Origin of the sequence: Corallococcus sp. RDP092CA (genome assembly GCF_041903675.1) — a bacterium.
Classification (GTDB): Bacteria; Myxococcota; Myxococcia; order Myxococcales; family Myxococcaceae; genus Corallococcus.
Map to the genome: position 1 here is coordinate 191,021 of NZ_JAYESI010000002.1, position 20,703 is coordinate 211,723.

Here is a 20,703-nt window from a genome sequence, read left to right on the forward strand (position 1 = left end):
AGCCGAGACAGTCAAACAATTCAAGAATTGCTTAAATTCTCCGACATTTTTGTGTGGCCGAAGAAAGTCTCCGAAAGCAAGAAGGCCCGGTGCGTCACGGGACGCACCGGGCCTCGGGACTTGCTTCGGTGGCGGGCGGAAGTCAGGGCTTCGCGCGCGGGGCCAGCGCGCGGGCGGGGGCCCGGCGGCGGCGCAGCGCGACGGCGCCCAGCACCAGGAGGGCGCCGGCGAAGGGCAGGGTGCCGGACGTGCCGGACGCGCTGCAGCCTCCCGCCGCGGCCTCGGAGGAGTCCGGCAGGCCCGTGGGGTTGTTGGACACGGGGGTGGTGGTGCCGGGGGTGGGCGTCTGGCCCGTGGTGGGCAGCTGGGGGGTGGGCAGCTGCGGCGTCGTCGCCGGGGTCTCCGCCGTCGGGGTCTCCGTCACCGGGGTGGGGTCCTCCGCGGGGATGGTCGTGTCGTCCGGGATGGGCGTGGGCGCGGGCGCGGGCTCCTCCTCGACGGGCGCGGGAGCGGGCGGCATCACGTCCTCGAGCGCCGTCGCCATGGTGAAGCCGTCATGGAAGATGGACGCCTCGGGCTTGATGGCGTCGTCGCGGTACAGGCCCATCTTCAGGTAGTTCAGCTCCTTGCCGAACTGGTTGGCGCCGTAGGTCTTCGGCAGCACGTGCTCGCCGTTGTGCCACAGCTCCACGAAGCCGGCCTTCTTGTCCGAGGACCACTTCACGTGCAGCACGAAGTCGTGCCAGTTGCCCTTGTCGATGGAGGTCTGCCACAGCACGGGCGTGGTGTTGCCGCCCACGCGCAGGTTGATCTTGTCCCCGCGCACGAAGAACTCCAGCGGCGGCGAGCCGCAGCAGCTCTCCTGGTGCCACTGCGTGATGACCTGCCACGAGTCATTCACGGGGTAGTTCGAGGGAAAGAGCGTGCTCCACTTGTAGTAGTACTCCTTCCCCTGCGTCTCGTGGGTCACGTAGAGCAGCTCGTTGCGGTTGCCGCTGGCGCCGATGGGATCATCGCCTTGCCTCACGGTGGCCTTGAGCGCGTACTTGCCGTCACGCACCACATCCGTCACGACCTGCAAGCGGCTGTTGGCAACGGCCTGCTGCCGCGTCCACTGCGACGTGTTGCCGGTCTCGAAGTCGCCCTTCCAGAGGACGCCGGCGGAGGCGAGAGCCGGCATCAGGGAGGTCGCGGCAACGAGTTGAAGGAGTCGCTTCAAACAGGGGTCCTTTCGGTCCGGGTTGGGCCAAGGGGACACGCGGCGGGAGAAAAGCCTTCCCGCCTCCACCCGCCTGCCAACCCCCTGCCGCGCGCGCGCACGGCGGGACGCCTGGTGGGGCATGAGGGAGGCAGGGCCCTGCCGCCCGTCACTTCCCCAGGCATGCCGAAGCGCGTGATTCCGGGCGGATGCGGGCGCTCAAACCATCGCGTGTGAGCAGCCGTGCAGGCAGGCCCCCGGGCGTCATCCCCCCAACAGCCTGACGGCCCGGCGTCCCGTCACTCTCTTGCGCCCGACGTGGGAAGTGGGGCTTTTTTCAAGATCGGCGGAGCAGGCCGTCTATTGGTGCGTGCGCTGCCTAAAACATCCGATGCGCCTGTTTTCCCACCGCCGTGCTGCCCGCCGCGTCAAGGGACGCCTGGAGGCAGGGGGCGAGGCCAGGTCGGCGTTCGTCGGAGGTTGGTGTAGAACGGCCCGAAGGGGCGGCAGGGGGGAGACGCCCGAGGGGACCGAATGGTGAAGCCGGCGAAGACGAGTCTCTGGGCGCTGGCGCTGGCCATCCCCCTCCTGGCGGCCGGCGTCGTGGCCCTGAGGTCCCCGTCGCAGCAGGCCCCCGTCCCGGACACCTTCTGGACGGAGCGCCGGGCGGCGGCCCGCATCGAGGCCCGCCTCACGCACCCGGAGGCGGACCGCTACCGCTCGCGCGCGCCCGCGGGCGGCTGCCCGGTGCCCGCCGAGCCGATGCCCCTGGGCCCGCTCGCCCGCATGGAGGCGCGGGAGGACTGGGGCGGCATCGCGGCGGCCTATGCCCTGGAGGGCGAGTGGAACCAGGCGGCCTCCTTCCTGGAGCGCCTGCCGGCCTCGCCGGAGCGCGACAGCGACCTGGCGGCGGTGGCGCTCGCCCGCGGCGACCATGAGAAGGCGCTGCGGCTGCTGGACGCCGCGCTGACCGCGAAGCCGGACCTGACGCAGGCCCTGTGGAACCGCGCGCTGGTGTTCCGGGAGATGGGGCTGACGCTGCGCGCGTCGGAGCTGTTCGAGGAGGTCGCGAAGCGCAACGAGGCGGGCTGGGGGCGCGAGGCCCACGCGCAGGCGCTGGCCCTGCGCGAGGCCACGCTGGAGCGCCAGCGCCAGTGGAAGGCCGCGCGCGACGCGACGCTGGCCATGGTGGAGGACCCGAAGGCGCCGCTGCCCCTGGAGGCGGCGCGGCAGCTCCCGGGCGCGGTGCGCGGCGGCTTCTATGACGCCGTGCGCGCCGCCGCGTCGAAGGAGCGCGCGCTGGCGCTGCTGCCGCTGGCGAAGGAGCTGGACCGGGTGCAGGGCGGCAGCGTGCTCACGGACTACGTGCAGCGCGTGGCGAAGCGGGACTTCTCCCGCCGGGCGGACCTGGCGCGGCAGTACGCGGAGTCGCTGCGCGCGGGCCGCGCCGTCCCGGAGTCGCTGCTGGACCGGGCGCGCCTGTCGTCCGGCGACGAGGACATCTACCTGGGCGCGTTCCTGCGCAGCCGCAACGGGTCGCTGGCCGGCCTGCAGGACCTGGTCGCGCGCGTGGGCCGCATGGGCGACCCCTGGTTCACGTACATCGCGGAGCGGGACCAGGCGCGCCAGGAGTTCGCGGAAGGGGCGTGGTGGAAGGCCGAGCAGCGGCTGTTCAACGCGCTCCAGCGCTGCCGCGAGACGACGCTGTCGGTGCGCTGCCTGGACCTGGAGCGCCGGCTGACCATCTTCTACACGGATCAGCAGCGCCTCACGGAGGCGGAGCAGCACGCGCGCGTGCTGTGGGCGGGCGCCCGGCAGCTGCGCGAGTGGGAGACGGAGTTCACCGTCCTGGAGATCCTCAGCCACGTGGCGCGCTCCCGCAACGACCTGGGCAGCGCGCGCGCCTACCTGGAGGAGTGGGCCGCGCGGGGCACCACCCGCAGCTGCTCCTGGCCCCACGTGCAGCTGGCGCACCTGTACTCCCTGGACCTGCGCCCGGACGCCGCGCGGCGCGAGCTGGAGGCGGCGGAGGCCTGCGCGGACAACCCCATGGAGCTGGTGTTCGGCGCGACGCTCGCGGAGCTGTCCCGCTTCGGCGCGGGTCCCCGGGACGCGGAGCGGCTGAAGACCGTCACCACGCGGGCCCTGGAGGGGCCCTCCGTCCCGGAGAGCGACCGCATCTACACGCACTACCTGGAGGGCCGCTTCCTCCTGGACCAGGACCGGCCCCGGGGCGAGGCGCTCCTCAAGCAGGCCATCGCGGCCGCGGAGGCGCTGCCTCGCGGCGACGTGCTGGGGCGCGAGACCTGGGCGCTCAGCTACTCGTCGCTCGCGGCGGACGCGGGCCGCGCCGGGGAGTTCCCCAAGGTGGTGGCGCTGATGGCCGCGCAGCTGGGCACGCCCGTCCCGTCGCGGTGCGCGCTGGCCGCCAGCGTCCACGCCGAGCGCACCACGCTGGTGGCGCTGGGGCCCCAGGGCGAGGTGAAGGGCTACTACGACGGCTCGCGCCGCGAGGCCCTGGCCCGGGCGGATTCGTCCCGGCTGGTGCCGGAGCCCCTGCGCCAGACGCTCGCGGGCTGCGAGCGCGTGGACGTGTTCGCGTGGACGCCGCTCTTCGGCCGCACGGACCTGCTGCCGCCGGAGATGGCCTGGAGCTTCCGCCTGGGCCGCGCGCAGGGGCAGGCGCCGGGGCCCGCGCCCACCAGCTCGCGCCGCCTGGTGGTGGCGGGCGTGGAGGCGCCGTCGCTCTTGCAACTGCCCCGCCTCCCGTCATGGACGCCGGAGGCGGAGCCCGGCGCCACGCCTCCGGACGTGCTGACCGGCGCGGACGCCACGCCCTCGCGCGTGCTGGCGCGGATGGCGGACGCCACGGAGATCGAGATCCACGCGCACGGCATCACCGACCCCAGCATCTCCGGCGCGTCGCTGGTGGTGCTGTCCCCGGAGGTGAACGGCCGCTACGCGCTCACCGCGGACGTGGTGCGCGAGCAGCGGCTCACCGGCGCGCCCACCGTGTTCCTGGCCGCGTGCAGCGCGGGCCGCACCTCATCCCTCCAGAGCACGGAGCCCTTCAGCCTCCCCGCGGCCTTCATCGACTCCGGGGCCCGCGCGGTGCTGGCCTCCACGGTGGACATCCCGGACGCCGCGGGCCGCTTCTTCGACGGCGTGCGCAGGAGCATCCACGCCGGCAGGCCCGCCGCCGTCGCGCTGCGCGACGAGCGCCAGGCCTGGCTCGCGCGCGACGCCCGCGCCGTCTGGACGCGCTCCGTGCTGCTGGTGGAGCGCGCGGACTGACCCGGTCAGAAGGGAGCATCCAGGTGCGTGTTGCCCCCCGGGACGAGGAAGTGATGGAAGGTGACGCTGGCGCTCACGTCCAGCGCCTTCACCCAGTGCCACCAGCCCACGGGCAGGAACACCATGTCCCCGGGCTCCAGGACCGCCTCCAGCACCGTGGCCTCGGCGAACAGCGGGTGCGCGGCCAGGTCCGGCTTCGCCGCGTCCACGTGGCTGAAGGTGCCCCGGTGCGGGTACACGCGGTGGCGCTCGAAGGACGGCACCAGCCGCACGTGCTTGCGGCCCATCACCTGGCCCAGGAGGATGTTCATGTTGTCGTGGTGCAGCGGGGTGACGGTGCCCGCGGGCCCCAGCAGCAGCGTCAGCTGCTCCGCCTGGAGCGACGGGTCGATGATCCCCGCCGGGGCGCGCAGGTCGTCGCGCAGCGGCGCCAGCCCCTCGCGCCCCCAGTTCTCGTTGCGCGGCACCATGTAGAAGTCGTTCGTCTCCCCGGCCGTCTCCACCTTGGACAGGAAGTCCGAGAAGGGCATCCGGGCCCGGTGCCGGTCCTGCTCGGCCGCGTGCTCCGGGTTGGCGTCGCGCCCCACCATCACCTCCACCTCCACCGCGCCGAAGCGCTCGCGGAAGTACGGCAGCGACCAGCGCCTCAGCGCGGGCCAGTCCTTCATCTGGCCGCGCAGCACCACGGGGCGGTGGCCCAGGTAGTAGCGGCGGAAGAACTCCTCCGGGGACACCTCCTCGCGCACCTCCAGCTCCCGCCCCCCGTCCCGCGCGCGCAGCTCGCTGTAGACGTCCATCAGCGACTCCAGCCAGCCGAAGTGCCGGGCCACCTGGAGCGCCGCCTGGAAGTAGGGGTGCTGCCCCACCGCCGAGAGCTCCTCCCGTGCCAGCGCGGGGTCCACCCCTGCCTGCACCAGCGTCTGCTGTACGTCCTCCGCCGACACCCCCAGGGCCAGGTTCTCCGCCAGCCACTGCCGCCACGCCGGGTGCAGCCGGGACTTGTCCTCGTTCATTCAGAACTCCTTGAAATACTTGAAGGAATGGCCCAGGGGGCCTCTCCTGCCGGTGCGGCGAGCCGTGCTATGGACCACGCCTCCCAGTCTTTTTCTACCCATCCCCGGTTTGCGCCGGGCTTCCGCCGTACCAGGAGAAGCGACCCATGATCCCCGGAGACGTGTCCTCCGCCGTCAAGGCCTTCGAGCCGGACCGCAGCGCGCCGCATGTGAAGAATTCCTACGTCAACTGCCAGGAGCGCGGCCCCAAGCGGCGCCGCCCGCTGCCGCCGCCGTCGGTCCCCCCCCTGCTGGAGGGGGCGGAGGCCGCCCGCTGAGGTGGCCCGCCGAGCAGGCTTGTCTGCCCTTTCGGGCATTTTTCTCTCAAGAAACAAACCGCTCGGCGTCTTTAAACAGGAACGCCCACCAGTCACTTCGGGGCCTTGTGTCATGGCCAACCTCTTCAACCGGGAAAAGCGCCACTTCGAGGCGTTCATCCAGCGACACCGGCCCAGCCTGCTGGCGGTGGCGCGGCGGTTGTGCGCTCGGGGCGTCCTGGACCCGGAGGACCTGGTCCAGGAGGCCTTCGAGCGGGCGTTGCCGGAGTTTGGCCAGCTGAAGGACCGGACGGAGGCGGCGTGCGCGGCCTGGCTGTGCACGACGATGACCAACCGGTTCCTGGACCACTGCCGGCGGCAGCGCACGGAGAGCCGGGGGCTGCCGCACCTGGCGCTGGTGCAGGACCCGCCGGTGACGGGGGACGCGGACCAGGAGAACTGGGAGCTGGTGGGCAACGACGCGTTCCAGGCGGCCATCGAGCAGCTCAAGCCGCACCTGAGGGACGCGTACAAGCTTCACGCGGCGGGCCACCGCTACCAGGCCATCGCTGAACATTTCAATGTTCCCGTGGGGACCGTGGGCAGCTGGCTGACGCTGGCGCGCCGGGACCTGAGGGAATTGCTGCTTCCGAGCGTCGCGGTGGCCCGGGAGCGGGGAGTCCAGTCATGAACGCGCATTGCACCCGGCTGCACCTCTTCATGGACGGCGAGCTGTCCGAGGCCGACGCCGAAGGGTTCCGGAACCACCTGCCGCGCTGTGCCGCCTGCGAGGGCGGCCTGCGGGACCTGCTCCAGCTGGAGCTGCTGGCGGCGCGGGCCCTGGGCGCGGGCGCGGCGGAGGCGCCGGCGGCGAAGCCGGGGGGCAACGTGGTGGCGCTGGGCGCGTGGGTGCGCCGCAACGCGCGCGTGGTGGTGCCGCTGGCCATGGCCGCCAGCCTCTGCGCCATGGTCGTGCCGCGCATGATGCCCGCCGCGGAGGTGCCGGCGATCGTCTTCCTCCAGAACCAGTCCACCCGTGAGCTGGAGGCGCGCCTGTCGGATCCGCGCGCGGACAATCACCGCCCCTACAGCCCCATGCGCGGCGGCGCGGAGGGCGCGGAGGCGGGGAAGGTGACGCTGCCCTTGCGTCCGCTGGCGGAGATGGAGGAGCGCAAGGACTTCCGCGGCATCGTCGCGGCCTACGTGCTGCACGGCCAGTGGCAGCAGGCGCAGGCGGTGCTGGCGCGCGAGCCCGCGTCGCTGGCGCGCGACATCGACCTGTCGGTGGTGGCGCTGCAGGACAACCGCTACCAGGACGCGCTGAGCCTGCTGGACACGGTGCTGCGGGCGGATCCGCGCAACCCGCAGGCGCTGTGGAACCGGGGGCTCGCGCTGCGCGGCCTGGGGCAGAAGGAGTCCGCCGCGCTCGCCTTCGACCAGGTGGCCGCGCTGGGCGAGCCGGGCTGGAGCGAAGAGGCGCGCAAGCTGGCGAAGGAGCTGCACGACGCCGTCCGCTGAAGCTCCCCTCGCGCGTGCGAGCGTCCACCACCGGGCGCTTTCGCGCGAGGCTTCGCCTCCGTGCTCGGGATGACGTGACAGGCTGCTGGGGTTGTCGGAGCACTCCAGGAGCCGCCCATGCCCGAGCCTTCGTCCCGCGCTTCCGCCGACTACGCGTCCATCCGCCGTGACTTCCGGTGGGAGCGACCGGCGCACTTCAACTTCGCCACGGACGTCATCGACCGGCACGCGGCCGAGCGGCCCCAGGCCCCCGCGCTCCAGTGGTCAGACGAGTCCGGGCGCTCCCAGCGCTTCACCTTCCAGGAGCTGAAGGAGCGCTCGCTGCACGCGGCGCGCTTCCTCGCCGGGCTGGGCCTGAAGCGCGGCGACCGGGCCTTCATCCTGATGCCGCGCGTGCCGGAGTGGTGGTTCCTGGTGCTGGGCTGCATCCGCGCGGGCATCGTCTTCATGCCCGGCACGCCCATGCTCACCGCCAAGGACATCCGCTACCGGCTGGAGGCCTCCGGCGCGAAGGCCGTCATCACCGACGGCAGCTGCCTGGACCGCTTCGAGGAGGTGCTCGGCCAGGCCCCCGGCGTGACGACGTGGGTGTCCACCGGCGACGCGCCGGCCCCGTGGACGCGCTACACGTCGGAGGCGCCGCCGGAGTCGCGGGCCACGGCGTTCCCGCCCACGCGCGCGGATGAGCCGCTGCTCATCTACTTCACGTCCGGCACCACCGGCATGCCGAAGATGGTGCTGCACACGCAGGCCAGCTACGGCCAGGGGCACCTCATCACCGGCCGCTACTGGCTGGCTTTGACGCCGGAGGACCGGCACCTCACGCTCAGCGACACCGGCTGGGCGAAGTGCGCGTGGGGCAAGCTCTTCGGCCCGTGGAGCGTGGGCGCGTGCAACGTCGTCTACGACTTCCGCGGCCGGTTCGACCCCGCGGGCTTCCTGAAGGTGCTGGAGCGGGAGAGGGTCACCACCTTCTGCGCGCCGCCCACCGCGTGGCGCGCGCTGGTGCTCCAGGACCTCAAGGCGGTGGACCTATCCTCGCTGCGCCACGCCTTGAGCGCGGGCGAGCCGCTCAACCCGGAGGTCATCCAGACGTGGAAGGAGGCCACCGGCCTGCACATCCGCGAGGGCTACGGCCAGACGGAGACGGTGGTCATCGTGGGCATCTTCCCCGGCATGGAGCCGCGCGTGGGCTCCATGGGCAAGCCGTCGCCGGGCTTCACCGTGGGCATCCTCGACGAGCACGGCAACGAAGTGGCGGACGGGCAGGAGGGCGACATCGCCGTGCGCGTGAAGCCGGAGCGCCCGGTAGGCCTGTTCGCGGGCTACCTCCACGACGACGCGGCCAACGCCGCCAGCAGCCGGGGGGACTGGTACCTCACCGGCGACCGCGCGGTGCGCGACGCGGACGGCTACCTGTGGTTCGTGGGGCGCTCCGACGACGTCATCAAGACGTCCGGCTACCGCGTGGGGCCCTTCGAGGTGGAGTCCGCGCTGATCGAGCACGCGGCGGTGGCCGAGTCCGCCGTCATCGGCGTGCCGGACGACAAGCTGGGCCAGCGCATCAAGGCGTACGTGCTGCTCACGCCGGGCCACGCGCCGTCCCCGGAGCTCGCGCGGGAGCTTCAGGACTTCGTGAAGAAGACCACGGCGCCCTACAAGTACCCGCGCGAGATCGAGTTCGTCACGGAGCTGCCCAAGACGGTGAGCGGGAAGATCCGCCGCGCCGAGCTGCGCGCCACCCAGAAGAAGTAGGGCGGCGCGCGAGCGGGCCGCGGGGCTACTTCAGCCAGTCCGAGTGCACGAAGCCGGCGTCGGGCTTGTCCCGGCGCTGGTAGGTGTGCGCGCCGAACGCGTCGCGCTGGGCCTGGGTGAGGTTCTGCGGCAGCTCCGGGCTGCGGTAGCTGTCCATGTACGCCAGGCTGCTGCTGAACACCGGCACGGGGATGCCCGCCTTCGTCGCGGCGCCCACGAACCTGCGCCACGCCGGGGCCAGCTTCTCCAGCACGGGCGCGAACGCCTCCGTCACCATCAGGTTGGGCAGCGTGGGCTGCTGCTGGAAGGCCTCGCGCAGCGGGGTGAGCAGCTTCGCGCGGATGATGCAGCCGCCCCGCCAGATGCGCGCCATCTCCGCCAGCGACACGCCCCACTTGTACTCGTCCGACGCCGCCTGGATGAGCCGCATGCCCTGCGCGTACGTCACCACGCGCGCCGCGTAGAGCGCGTCGTGCGCCCACCGGGCCAGGTCCTGCTGCTCCTCCGACGAGAGGGAGATGGCGGGGCCGTGGAGCTTCTTGCTCGCGGCCACGCGCTCGTCCTTGTGCGCGGACAGGTTGCGCGCGTCCAGCGCGGACGCGATGGAGGGCACCGGCACGCCCAGGTCCAGGGCCACCTGCACCGTCCACTTGCCCGTGCCCTTCTGGCCGGCCTTGTCCAGCACCAGGTCCACCAGCGGCTTGCCCGTCTCCGGGTCGCGCTTGCGCAGCACCTTGATGGTGGTCTCCAGGAGGAAGGACTCGGCGATGCCCTCGTTCCACTGGCTGAAGAGGTCGGCCAGGACGGCGGTGTCCAGGCCCAGGCCGCGGCGGAGCACGTCGTAGGTCTCCGCGAGCAGCTGCATGTCCGCGTACTCGATGCCGTTGTGCACCATCTTCACGAAGTGGCCCGCGCCCTCCGGGCCCACGTGGGTGACGCACAGGCCCTCTTCGCTGCGCGCGGCGATGGCCTCCAGCACCGGCTGCACCAGCGCGTACGCGTCCTTGGGGCCGCCGGGCATGATGGACGGGCCGTGGCGCGCGCCCTCCTCGCCGCCGGACACGCCGATGCCCAGGAAGTGGAGGCCCTTCTCCTTGCACAGCGCCTCACGGCGGCGCGTGTCCAGGTACCAGGAGTTGCCCGCGTCCATGATGACGTCGCCGGGCGACAGCAGCGGGAACAGCCGGCCCATCATCTCGTCCACGGGGGCGCCGGCGGTGATCATCAGGAGGACGCGGCGCGGGCGCTCCAGGCCGGCGACGAACTGCTCCAGCGCCGGGAAGCCCTGCAGGGCCTGCCTCGGGTTCTCCTGCTGGACCTTCTGGATGTTCTCCGGGTGGCGGTCCCACACCGCGACGCGGAAGCCATGGTCCGCGATGTTGAGGGCGAGGCTCGCGCCCATCACGCCCATGCCCGCCACGCCGAACTGCGCCGGCTTTGTCTGTGTGCTCATCGTTCCCTCCAGAGGGCCCGCCTCACCCGTGGGCGGCGGGGTCCAGCATCCACTGCGTGTTCGTCACGTGCGCCGCGGGCAGGGACCTGTCGCCCGCGAGCACCCGCCGCATGGCGTCCCGCTTGCCCGCGCCCGCCACCAGCCCCAGCACCGCCCCCGCGCCCTGGAGCACGGGGAAGGTCAGCGTCATCCGCCACGGCGGCGGCTTGGCGTGCTGCTCCACCGCGAGCACCCGCCGCGCGCGCTCCTGCAAGGCCGGGTGGCCGGGCATGAGGCTCGCGGTGTGGCCGTCCTCGCCCACGCCGAGGAGCACCACGTCCAGCCTCTCCGGCAGCGCCTGCTCGTAGTCGCGCGCGGCGGCGTCGTGGTCCGCGCGCTCGCCCTGCATGCGGAACACCTGCGCGTCCGGCAGCTCCAGCGGCTGGAGCAGCGACTGCTTCACCAGCAGGTAGTTGCTGTCCGGGTGGTCGGGCGGCACGAAGCGCTCGTCCACGAAGTACACGTCCACGCGCTCCCAGGGGAGCCGGTGGTCCGCGAGCAGCCGGTACGCGGGCCTGGGCGTGCTGCCGCCGGACAGCGCCAGGCTCACGCGGGGCTTCGCCGCGAGCGCCTTCTCCAACTCGCGCGCCAGCCAGTCCGCGGCCTCGCGGGCCAGCCGCTCGGGGGGGACGACGAGGGGCGGGCTCATAGCGGGGACCACCGCCGGCCGTTGCGCGCGGGCAGCGCGTCCGCGGCGTCGGGGCCCTTGCTGCCCTTGGCGTAGGTGTGGACCTGGCCGCCGGCGTCCGTCTCCAGCGCCTGGAGGATGGGCGTGATGTAGCCCCAGGCCTGCTCCACGCTGTCCTGGCGCGCGAAGAGGGTGGCGTTGCCGCGCATGCAGTCCAGCAGCAGCCGCTCGTACGCCTCCGGCACGGGCTTCTTGAAGCTCTCCGCGTAGTCCATGTCCATGGTGACGCCGCCGATGTTGACGTCCTCGCCGGGAATCTTGGACTCGAAGGACAGCGCGATGCCCTCGTGCGGCTGGATGCGCAGCGTGAGCACGTTGGGCTGGAGCCGCTGGCAGGTGGCGCCGCCGCCGCTGAACAGGCCGAGCGGCACCGTCTTGAAGTGGATGGACACCTCCGTCAGGCGCTTCTTCAGGTTCTTGCCCGCGCGCAGGTAGAAGGGCACGCCCTGCCAGCGCCACGAGTCGATGTTCAGCTTCATGGCCACGTAGGTGGGCGTGCGCGAGCCCTTCTTCACGCCCTTCTCGTCCTGGTAGCCCTCGTACTGGCCCACCACCACGTGCTGGGACACGTCGCTGCCCTCCACGGGGCGCAGCGCGCGGAAGACCTTGTTCTTCTCGTCGCGGATGTCCTCCGCGCCGAAGGACACCGGGGGCTCCATGGCGCACAGGGCCAGCACCTGGAGCAGGTGGTTCTGCACCATGTCCCGGATGACGCCCGTCTCGTCGTAGAAGCCGCCGCGGCCCTCCACGCCAATGGCCTCCGCCGCGGTGATCTCGACGTGGTCGATGTGCTGGCGGTTCCAGAGCGGCTCGAAGATGGCGTTGGCGAAGCGGAACACCAGGATGTTCTGCACCGTCTCCTTGCCCAGGTAGTGGTCGATGCGGAAGATCTGCTGCTCATCCAGCGCCGCGCCCAGCGTCTTGTTGAGGGCCTTCGCGCTCTCCAGGTCGTGGCCGAAGGGCTTCTCGATGATGAGCCGGCTCCAGGGCTTCTGGCGGGGCTGCTCCTCGCGCTGAATCAGCCCCGCGCCCGAGAGGCTCTGGATGATCTGCGGGAACGTGGAGGCCGGCGTGGCCATGTAATAGAGCTGGTTGCCGTCCGTCTTGTGGCGCCTGGAGATGTCCTGGAGCTTCCGGGCCAGGCGCTGGAAGGCCTCCGGGTCGTCGTAGCCGCCGGAGGCGGTCTCGATGGCCTCCGCGAAGCGCTTCCAGGCGGCCTCGTCGAGCGGCTGCGTGCGGGAGAACTTCTTCAGGCCCTCCCGCACGTGCTCGCGGAAGGAGGCGTCGTCCAGCTTGGAGCGGCTGAAGGCGACGATGGCGAAGTGCTCCGGGAGCAGGCCGGAGCGGGCGAGCTCGAAGAGGGCGGGGAATAGTTTGCGTTCGGCCAGGTCGCCCGTGGCGCCGAAGAGGACCAGGGTGCAGGGGTCCGGGCGCCCCGCGCTGAACACCGGCTCGCCTTCACGGGGATGGGTCTCGATGTGAACTCCCTGCGCGTCCATGCGGTTCTCCCTCCGGGTTCGCCGGGCACCTTAAGGCGCTAATCTGGCGGCCCTGCAAGCGCATTGCAGGAGAATGATGCGGGCCTGACGTCTTGCCTGCCCCGGAGCGTGGCCCTTCCCTCGGGCTCCCGCGTCGGGCTCCGTCGGGGAGCGCGCGGGCGGCCGGGCGTGAGCGGGGCGCGGGGAACATGGTACTCCTGGGCGCCATGACGACTCCTCCCGTGGCGCTCATCACCGGGGGCTCGCGCGGCGTGGGCCGCGCGGTCTCCCTGCGGCTGGCCCGTGCCGGCTACGACATCGTCTCCACGTACCGGCGGGACGCGGAGGCCGCGGCGTCGCTGGCGAAGGAGGTGGAGGCGCTGGGGCGGCGCTGCCGCACGGTCATCGCGGAGCAGCTGGAGCCCGCGAGCCTCCACGGCGTCTTCGACGTCATCCAGGAGGAGTTCGGCGGGCTGGACGTGTTCGTCGCCAACGCGGCGTCCACGGTGTTCACGCCGCTGATGCAGACGAAGCTGCACCAGATGGACAAGACCTTCAACGTCACGGTGAAGAGCTTCCTGCTGGGCGCGCAGCGCTCCGTGCCGCTGATGGAGGGGCGCAAGGGGCGCATCGTGGCGGTGTCCGGCATGGACTCGCGCATGCCGCTGCCGTTCCACGGCCTGCTGGGCGCGATGAAGGGCGCCATGGAGATCCTGGTGAAGTACCTGGCCGCGGAGCTGTCCGGCACGGGCATCCGCGTGAACGCGGTCAACCCGGGCTACATCGACACGGACTCCAGCCGCTTCTACATGGGCGACGCGTGGGGCGCCCTGGAGGCGAAGGTCCAGGAGCAGGTGCCCGCGGGCCACGTGGCCCACGTGGACGAGATCGCCCGCCCCATCGAGTGGCTGTGCTCGGAGGGCTCCGCCTACGTGAACGGCCAGACGCTGGTCGTGGACGGCGGCCTGGAGGTCAACTACGCGATGAACTTCACGGCGAACCTGACGCCTCCGGCGTCGCGCTGACCGGGCCGCTCCGCACGCATGCGCTACGTCGTCTCGCTGTGGTTCTTCGTGCTGTTCCTGGTCACCGCGCCCCTCCTCTTCACGTTGGGCGCGGTGCTGTTCGTGGTGGCGTACCCGCTGGACCCCGACCGACAGTGGCTGCACGCGCTGGTGTGCCGGTGGTGCCACGGGCTGTGGCTGCACGCCTCGCCCGGCTGGCGCGTGCGCGTGGAGGGGCGGGAGCTGCTGCCCAGGGGCCCGTGCGTCTACGTCGTCAACCACCAGTCGTTCGCGGACATCCTGGCGGTGATGGGGCTGTTCACGCCGTACAAGTTCGTGGCGAAGGCGTCGCTGTTCCGCACGCCGCTGGTGGGCTGGATGATGACGCTGCTGGGCTACGTGCCCATCGTGCGCGGCAGCTCCACGTCCATGGAGCAGCTGCTGGGCCCGTGCCGCCGGTGGCTGCGCAGGGGCATCCCGGTGCTCATCTTCCCGGAGGGCACGTACTCGCCCGGGGAGGTGCTGCCCTTCAAGCGCGGCGCGTTCCACCTGGCGCTGGAGGAGCACGTGCCGGTGGTGCCGGTGCTGGTGCGCGGCACGCGGGAGCTGGTGGACGGGGACGGGCCGTGGATGAGCCCGCGCGCCAACGTCACGGTGCAGGTGATGCCGGCGCTGCCGCCGGAGAGCTTCGGGCCGGACTCGGCGGCGCTGGCCGCGCGCGTTCGCGAGCAGTTCGTGCAGGCGCTCGCGCGGGCGGGGTGAGGGCCGCGCTCAGGCGTGCCCGGAGCCGGGCCGCTCTTCGTCCAGCGGGGCCTCCGCGTGCAGGGGCGCTTCCACGGGGCTCGTCGCGGGCAGCGCGGGCGCGGCCTCGGCGATGGCGCGGGTCAGGTCGTGGGGCGCGCGGAGCAGCGCCTCCAGCGCGGCCGGGCTCGCGGGGACGCCGCGCTGCTCCACCTGGAGCCAGCCTCCCTTGATGCTCACGCGGCGGTGGCCCTTGAGGCCCAGCAGGCGCTGCCGCACGCCTGGATCCAGGATGACGGGGCGCGCCTCCGGGGCCAGCCCCTCCACCTGGAAGGCCGCGTCCAGCTCCGCGTCGCCCAGCAGCTCCTCGCGCGGGGTGGCGGCGCCGGGGAGCTTGTCCTCGGGGCGCTCGTGCTCCAGCAGCAGGTCCGCCGGCAGCGCGCCCTCCAGGTCCAGCCGCAGCACCGTCACGGTGTGGCGCTTCTTTCCGCCCGCGCCCCGCTTGCCCGTGGCCAGCAGCAGCGGGCGCCCCTGATAGCGCCCCTGCACCTCCATGCGGCGCTCCGCGATGGAGAGGCCGTGCGCCTTCGCGAACGCCTCCCACGCGGCGCGCTGGCGGCGCTTGAGTTCGAACAGCGTGGCGAGGACCAGGGCGCCCAGGACGAGCAGGGACGCGAGGATGCCGAGCGGGGAGAAGACACCGGAAAGCATGACGGCGCATTGTGCACTGGCCTCGCGGCGCGTGGACCATCAATCCGACCGCGTGTGCACCGCCGCGCGCCGGGCAGGCTTGCGGCGTGGGTGCGTGGACCTGGGGAAGAGACGCCGCGCGAGCGCAAACGTGTGGAATCCCACGGGGCTCCGCGCTTCGCCGCGCCCGCGCGGAGTGCACGCGCGGCGCAGGGCCCCCATGCCGCGGGTGCGCCCCGCCGGGTCGTGCGGCCCGCGCGCGGGGGACTCCGTGGCGCGTGGGGCGGGGAGGACGGGACGCGTCGGGCAGGCCACGGCTGCAAGCGCGCGGAATGACGCCCTTTTTCGACAATGTCAGAGGGGGCGGGTAAGGGAGCGGGGGCTCGCCGCTTGGCGTCGGGGACGGGGCCGGGCGAGGCTGCCCGGCCCGCACCCGCCACCGGGCCACGAGGGAGGGTGAACGCCGGATGCGCCTGCTGCACACGTCGGACTGGCACCTGGGCCACACGCTGTATGACGTCTCGCGCGAAGCGGAGCACGCCGCGTTCCTGACGTGGCTGCTGGACACGCTGGAGTCCCAGGCGGTGGATGCGCTCCTGGTGGCCGGGGACATCTTCGACACGGCCAACCCCAGCGCGGAGGCGCAGGCGGCCTGGTACCACTTCATCGCGCGGGCCCGGCGCGCGCTGCCGAAGCTGGACGTGGTGGTGGTGGGCGGCAACCACGACTCCGCCGCGCGCCTGGACGCGCCGGATCCGCTGTTCCACGCGCTGGGCGTGCGCGTGGTGGGCGGCCTGCCGCGCCACCGGGGCGGGCTGGAGATGGAGCGGCTGGTGGTGCCGGTGCACGACGCGCGCGGCAGGGTGGGCGCGTGGGTGGCGGCGGTGCCGTACCTGCGGCCTTCGGACCTGCCCCCGGTGCCGGACGGCGAGGGGGACCGGCTGGTGGAGGGCGTGCGCTCCGTCTACTCGGAGGTGCTGGACGCCGCGCGCAGGCGGCGCAGGTCCGGGCAGGCGCTGGTGGCCATGGGCCATTGCTACATGACGGGCTCGGAGCTGTCGGAGCTGAGCGAGCGGAAGATCCTCGGCGGCAACCAGCACGCGCTGCCGGTGGACCTGTTCCCGGAGGATGTCGCGTACGCGGCGCTGGGCCACCTGCACAAGGCGCAGCGCGTGGGCGGCCGCGAGGGCGTGCGCTACAGCGGCTCTCCGCTGCCGCTGTCGCTGGCGGAGGCGCACTACCGGCACCAGGTGCTGGTGCTGGAGGTCGAGGACGGGGCGCTGACGCAGGTGCGCCCGCTGTCGGTGCCGCGCACCACGGACATGGTGCGGGTGCCGGCCCGGGACGCGGCGCCGCTGTCGGAGGTCCTGGAGCTGCTCGCGGCGCTGCCCGCGTGCGAGGCGGGGGCGCCGGAGGCGTCGCGGCCGTACCTGGAGGTCTGCGTGTCGCTGCCCCGGCCGGAGCCGGCGCTGCGCCACAAGGTGGAGAAGGCGCTGGAGGGACGGGCGGCGCGGCTGGTGAAGCTGACGCCCTTCTACACGGGCACGGGCGGGGCGCTGGCGGACGTGCGGCAGGGGCTGTCCCTGCGGGAGCGCACGCCAGAGGACGTGTTCCTCGCCCGGTATGCGCGGGACTTCAAGGAGGCGCCCTCGCCGGGCCTGCTGGAGGCGTTCCACGCGCTGCTCACGCAGGTGCAGGAGGACGCGTCGTGAAGATCCTGGCGATTCGCGGCAGCAACCTCACGAGCTTCGCGGGGGACTTCGCGCTGGAGCTGGACCGGGCGCCGCTGGACCGGCTGGGGCTGTTCGCCATCTCCGGCGCGACGGGCGCGGGGAAGAGCACGCTGCTGGACGCGCTGTGCCTGGCGTTGTTCGACCGCACGCCCCGGCTGGGCGGGCCCAGCAAGGTGCTGGTGGGGCGGGCGGACGAGGACGAGGAGGCGCGGTTGTCGGCCTACGACGTGCGCGGCATGCTGCGGCGCGGGGCGGGCAAGGGCCACGCGGAGGTGGACTTCCTGGGCAAGGACGGGCGGCGCTACCGGGCGCGGTGGAACGTGTGGCGCGCGCGCGAGCGCGCGGAGGGGCGCTTCCGGCCGCAGGAGCTGACCCTGACGGACGTGGTCTCCGGCCAGGTGTTCGGCCGCACCAAGGGCGAGGTGCTCCAGGCGATTCAGGAGCGGCTGGGGCTGTCGTTCGATCAGTTCCGGCGCTCGGCGCTGCTGGCGCAGGGGGAGTTCGCGGCGTTCCTGCGCGCGGACGCGAACGAGCGCGCGGAGTTGCTGGAGAGGATGACCGGCACGGAGGTCTACAGCCGGGTGTCCATCGCGGCGCACGAGCAGAACGCCAAGGAGCAGGAGGAGCTGAAGCGGCTGTCGCAGGGGCTCGCGGCCATCGCGCTGCTGTCGGACGCGGAGCGCGAGGGCGTGCGCGTCCAGCTGGGCGAGGAGGAGGCCGCGCGGGTCCGCGAGGAGTCGCGGCTGCGCGAGGCGGAGGCGGCCCTGTCCTGGTACGCGCAGCGCGCGGAGCTCGTGGGCCAGGAGCAGCAGGCCGAAAGCGCGGTGGCCAGGGCGGAGGCGGAGCGGGAGGAGGCGGCGCCTCGCGAGGCCCTGCTGGAGGCGGTGCGCGCGGCGGAGGGCTTCCGCGCGGTGGTGTCCGCGGTGGAGGCCGCGGAGCAGGGCTGCGTGAGGGCGGAGGCCGAGCAGCTGGAGCGGGCGTCGCAGGCGGAAGCGGCGCTCGCGGCGGCGGCGGCGCAGCGGCAGGTGCGGATGCAGGCGGAGGCCGCGCGCGCGGTGGCGCTGGAGGCGGAGGCCTCGGTGCGTCCGGCGCTGGAGGAGGCCGCGACGCTGGACACGCGCCGGGCGGAGGCGGAGCGCGAGGCCCGTGAGGCCGCGGAGCTGGCGAAGCAGGCGAAGGACGCGGAGACGTCGGCGCGCGAGGCGCTGGAGCAGGCGCAGGCGGCGGAGGCGAAGGCCCAGGCGCTGGTGGACGCGGCCGAGGCGTGGCGGGCGGCGCATGCGAGCTGGGAGTCCCTGGCCACGGAGTGGCCCCGCTGGCAGCGCGAGCTGGAGCGCTTCGCGGCGGCGCTGAAGGAGGAGCAGGGCGCGGGCGCGGACGCGGAGCGGCTGGGGAAGGACGCGGAGCGGCTGGGCGCCGAGGTCCAGGCGCGCCGCGAGGAGCACCAGGACGCGGTCGAGTCGGAAGCGCAGGCCCAGGCCCTGGCGACGCACGCGGAGGCCGCGCTGGGCGAGGACGGCGGCGCGGCGCGGCGGGCGCTCCGGGAGGCGCTGCTGGCGCGGCAGGAGGCGCTGGGGGCGCTGGCGCTCGCGGGCGAAGGCGCGCGGGCGGAGGGCGCGGCGGAAGGCGACGCGGCGTCGGAGGTGGCGGCGCACCGCGAGGCCTCCGCGTGCGCGGCGGAGGAGGCGAAGGACGCGGCGGCGCGGCGGGCGGCGCAGGAGGCGATGCTCCACGAGGCGCGCCGTGCGCAGTCGCGCGCCGAGGCGACGCAGGGGCTGGCGTCGCACCGGGCCGCGCTGCACGACGGGGAGCCATGTCCGCTGTGCGGCGCGCTCGAGCACCCGTATGCCCGCGAGGCTTCCGCGCTGGAGGGGCTGGTCGCGGAGGCCGCGGCCCGGGTGCTGGAGCTGGAGTCGGCGCGCGACGCCGCCGCGGAGCAGGAGAGCGCGGCGCGCGTGCGGCAGGCGACCGCGGACACGGCCGCGACCCAGGCTGAAGGCAGGCGCGACACGGCGGCCCGCAAGCGCGCGGGGCATCGCGAGTCCTGGCGCGCGGCGCGCGAGCGGTGGAGCCGCGCGGCGCTGCCCTCGGAAGCCAGTGCCTCGAGCGTCACCCCACCGGGCTCCCCCAGCGCCGCGCCCCCCGAGGACGCGGAGGACTCCACGGCGCAGCCGTGGCTCCGCGCCGCGCAGGAGGCCGTGCGCGCGCGGCTTGCGACCCTGCGCGAGGAGGAGGCCTCCGCCGAGATCCGGGCCGGCGCCGCTCGCGAGGACCGGGCCCTGCTGGAGACCCGGCGCGTCCGGCGCGAAGGCGCGGCCGAGGCCCTCCGCAAGGCCGAGGACGCCCGGTCCCGCGCGGCCCAGGCCCACCGGGAGGCGCTGCTGCGCCGGGACACCGCCCGCGACGCCCGCCAGCGCGCCCTCGCGGAGGTGGCCCCTCCGTTCGCCGCCGAGGTCTCCTGGGAGGTCAAGCTCGCCGCGGACCCCGCGCGCTTCCAGGGCCGCTGCCTGGAGCGCGTGACCCGGTGGCGCGAGAAGCTCGCGGAGCTGGAGGACTCCCGCAAGCGCCTCGATGCGCAGCAGGGCTCGCGCGCCCGTGAGGAGGTCCGCCTCCAGGCCCGACTCGAGGATGCACAGACCGCCGCGCGGCGCGCGAGCCTCAAGGACGCGGCCCTCCAGGACGCCGCCCGCGCCCGCGCCCGGCTGCTCCAGGGCCGCCCCACGCAGGAGGTGCGCGCGGAGGTCCAGGCGCGCGTCGACGCCGCCCAGGTCACCTACGAGCGCGCCCGCGAGGACTCCGAGGCCCTCCAGCAGGCGGAGAAGGTGGCCACCGCCCGCGCCGAGGACGCCGTGCGCCTGCGCGCCGAGGCCGCCCGCGCCCTCGACAATGCCCAGGCCGTCCTCGCGGAGCGCCTCGCCGGCCACGGCACCACCCTGGAGCAGCTCAAGGCCCTGCTGTCGCGTGGCGCCGCCTGGTGCGACGCGGAGGCCCGCGCGCTCGATGCCCTGCGCGAGGCCGTGGCCCAGGCCCGCGCCGTCCTCGCGGAGCGCCGCGAGCGCCGCGTCCGCCACGAGGCCTCGGGGCTTCCCGCGCTCGCGGAGGGGGACGTCGCGGCGCTCTGCGAGCGCCTGCGCACCGACGTGGAGGTGCGCCGCCGCGCAGAGGCCCTGCTGCGCGCGAAGCTGGACTCCGACGACGCCGCCCGCGCGCGCCACGGCGCGGAGGCGCGGGCCCTGGAGCAGCGCCGCGCCGACGCGGAGGTGTGGAAGACGCTGGGCGACCTCATCGGTTCGCACGACGGCAAGAAGTTCAAGGTCTTCGCCCAGAGCCTCACCCTGGACGCGCTGCTGCTGCACGCCAACGCGCACCTGCGCGAGCTGGCCCGCCGCTACCGCCTGGAGCGCGTGCCCGGCCACGACCTGGACCTCCAGGTGGTGGACGGCGACATGGGCGACGAGGTCCGCAGCGTGGCCAGCCTCTCCGGCGGCGAGAGCTTCCTCGTGTCGCTGGCGCTCGCGCTGGGCCTGGCCTCGCTGTCGTCGGAGACGACGCAGGTGGAGACCCTCTTCATCGACGAGGGCTTCGGCACGTTGGATCCGGAGACGCTGGAGGTCGCGCTGGCCACGCTCGACGCGCTCCAGGCCACCGGCCGCCAGGTGGGCATCATCTCCCACGTGAGCGGGCTCGCGGAGCGCATCGGCGTGCAGGTGCGCGTGGTGAAGCAGGGCGGCGGCCGCAGCAAGCTCGTCGTCGAAGGCGACGCGGGGCTCGTCGTGCCGTCGGGCCAGCAAGAGGTGGCCTGA

Annotated in this window: 15 protein-coding genes; 9 read left to right on the forward strand and 6 right to left on the reverse strand. The window is 73.5% G+C overall.

Going from position 1 to position 20,703, the window contains the following annotated elements:
* Positions 1 to 142: 142 nt before the first annotated feature.
* Complete coding sequence (locus U8525_RS03105) at positions 143 to 1,180, reverse strand: polysaccharide lyase (RefSeq protein ID WP_374260936.1); 1,038 nt, start codon at positions 1,178 to 1,180, stop codon at positions 143 to 145.
* A gap of 552 nt (positions 1,181 to 1,732) precedes the next feature.
* On the opposite strand from U8525_RS03105, the gene U8525_RS03110 reads away from it, so the two are divergent.
* Positions 1,733 to 4,492 (forward strand): CHAT domain-containing protein, encoded by a 2,760-nt coding sequence (locus tag U8525_RS03110; protein WP_374260938.1) that lies wholly within the window; start codon positions 1,733 to 1,735, stop codon positions 4,490 to 4,492.
* A 5-nt stretch (positions 4,493 to 4,497) separates the two neighbouring features.
* On the opposite strand, the gene U8525_RS03115 is transcribed toward U8525_RS03110, so the two are convergent.
* Entirely contained in the window at positions 4,498 to 5,505 is a 1,008-nt protein-coding gene (locus tag U8525_RS03115; protein ID WP_374260941.1) for a cupin-like domain-containing protein, read from the reverse strand.
* Positions 5,506 to 5,651: 146 nt separating this feature from the next.
* Between U8525_RS03115 and U8525_RS03120 the strand changes: the two genes are divergently transcribed.
* The 4 genes from U8525_RS03120 to U8525_RS03135 all read left to right on the forward strand — a co-directional run bounded on the left by U8525_RS03120 (position 5,652) and on the right by U8525_RS03135 (position 9,074).
* Positions 5,652 to 5,822, forward strand: a complete 171-nt coding sequence (locus U8525_RS03120; RefSeq protein ID WP_374260944.1) for a hypothetical protein — start codon at positions 5,652 to 5,654, stop codon at positions 5,820 to 5,822.
* Positions 5,823 to 5,934: 112 nt separating this feature from the next.
* Positions 5,935 to 6,492, forward strand: a complete 558-nt coding sequence (locus tag U8525_RS03125; protein WP_374260947.1) for an RNA polymerase sigma factor — start codon at positions 5,935 to 5,937, stop codon at positions 6,490 to 6,492.
* Positions 6,489 to 7,319, forward strand: a complete 831-nt coding sequence (locus U8525_RS03130; RefSeq protein ID WP_374260950.1) for a tetratricopeptide repeat protein — start codon at positions 6,489 to 6,491, stop codon at positions 7,317 to 7,319. Before U8525_RS03125 ends, U8525_RS03130 begins: the two co-directional genes overlap by 4 nt.
* A gap of 117 nt (positions 7,320 to 7,436) precedes the next feature.
* A complete protein-coding gene (locus U8525_RS03135; RefSeq protein WP_374260953.1) occupies positions 7,437 to 9,074 on the forward strand; it encodes an acyl-CoA synthetase in 1,638 nt (545 codons plus the stop codon).
* A gap of 25 nt (positions 9,075 to 9,099) precedes the next feature.
* On the opposite strand, the gene gndA is transcribed toward U8525_RS03135, so the two are convergent.
* Genes gndA through zwf form a run of 3 tightly spaced genes read right to left on the reverse strand, consistent with a single transcriptional unit; the run spans position 9,100 to position 12,753 of the window.
* Positions 9,100 to 10,527 (reverse strand): NADP-dependent phosphogluconate dehydrogenase, encoded by a 1,428-nt coding sequence (gndA, locus tag U8525_RS03140; protein ID WP_374260956.1) that lies wholly within the window; start codon positions 10,525 to 10,527, stop codon positions 9,100 to 9,102.
* 22 nt (positions 10,528 to 10,549) lie between these two features.
* On the reverse strand, positions 10,550 to 11,215 hold the full coding sequence (gene pgl / locus U8525_RS03145; RefSeq protein WP_374260958.1) for a 6-phosphogluconolactonase: 666 nt from the start codon (positions 11,213 to 11,215) through the stop codon (positions 10,550 to 10,552).
* The gene (gene zwf, locus U8525_RS03150) at positions 11,212 to 12,753 is read right to left on the reverse strand and encodes a glucose-6-phosphate dehydrogenase (protein WP_374260960.1); all 1,542 of its coding nucleotides are present in this window, start codon (positions 12,751 to 12,753) and stop codon (positions 11,212 to 11,214) included. Before zwf ends, pgl begins: the two co-directional genes overlap by 4 nt.
* 206 nt (positions 12,754 to 12,959) lie before the next feature.
* Between zwf and U8525_RS03155 the strand changes: the two genes are divergently transcribed.
* On the forward strand, positions 12,960 to 13,757 hold the full coding sequence (locus U8525_RS03155; protein WP_374260962.1) for an SDR family NAD(P)-dependent oxidoreductase: 798 nt from the start codon (positions 12,960 to 12,962) through the stop codon (positions 13,755 to 13,757).
* Between the two features lie 18 nt (positions 13,758 to 13,775).
* Positions 13,776 to 14,498, forward strand: coding sequence for a lysophospholipid acyltransferase family protein (locus U8525_RS03160; protein WP_374260964.1), 723 nt, complete (start codon positions 13,776 to 13,778; stop codon positions 14,496 to 14,498).
* A gap of 9 nt (positions 14,499 to 14,507) precedes the next feature.
* Here U8525_RS03160 and U8525_RS03165 read toward each other — a convergent pair whose 3' ends face one another.
* Entirely contained in the window at positions 14,508 to 15,188 is a 681-nt protein-coding gene (locus U8525_RS03165; RefSeq protein WP_374260967.1) for a hypothetical protein, read from the reverse strand.
* 446 nt (positions 15,189 to 15,634) lie between these two features.
* Between U8525_RS03165 and U8525_RS03170 the strand changes: the two genes are divergently transcribed.
* Both U8525_RS03170 and U8525_RS03175 read left to right on the forward strand, forming a co-directional pair.
* On the forward strand, positions 15,635 to 16,879 hold the full coding sequence (locus tag U8525_RS03170; RefSeq protein ID WP_374260970.1) for an exonuclease SbcCD subunit D C-terminal domain-containing protein: 1,245 nt from the start codon (positions 15,635 to 15,637) through the stop codon (positions 16,877 to 16,879).
* Positions 16,876 to 20,703, forward strand: coding sequence for an AAA family ATPase (locus U8525_RS03175; RefSeq protein WP_374260972.1), 3,828 nt, complete (start codon positions 16,876 to 16,878; stop codon positions 20,701 to 20,703). The genes U8525_RS03170 and U8525_RS03175 overlap by 4 nt, the downstream gene beginning before the upstream one ends.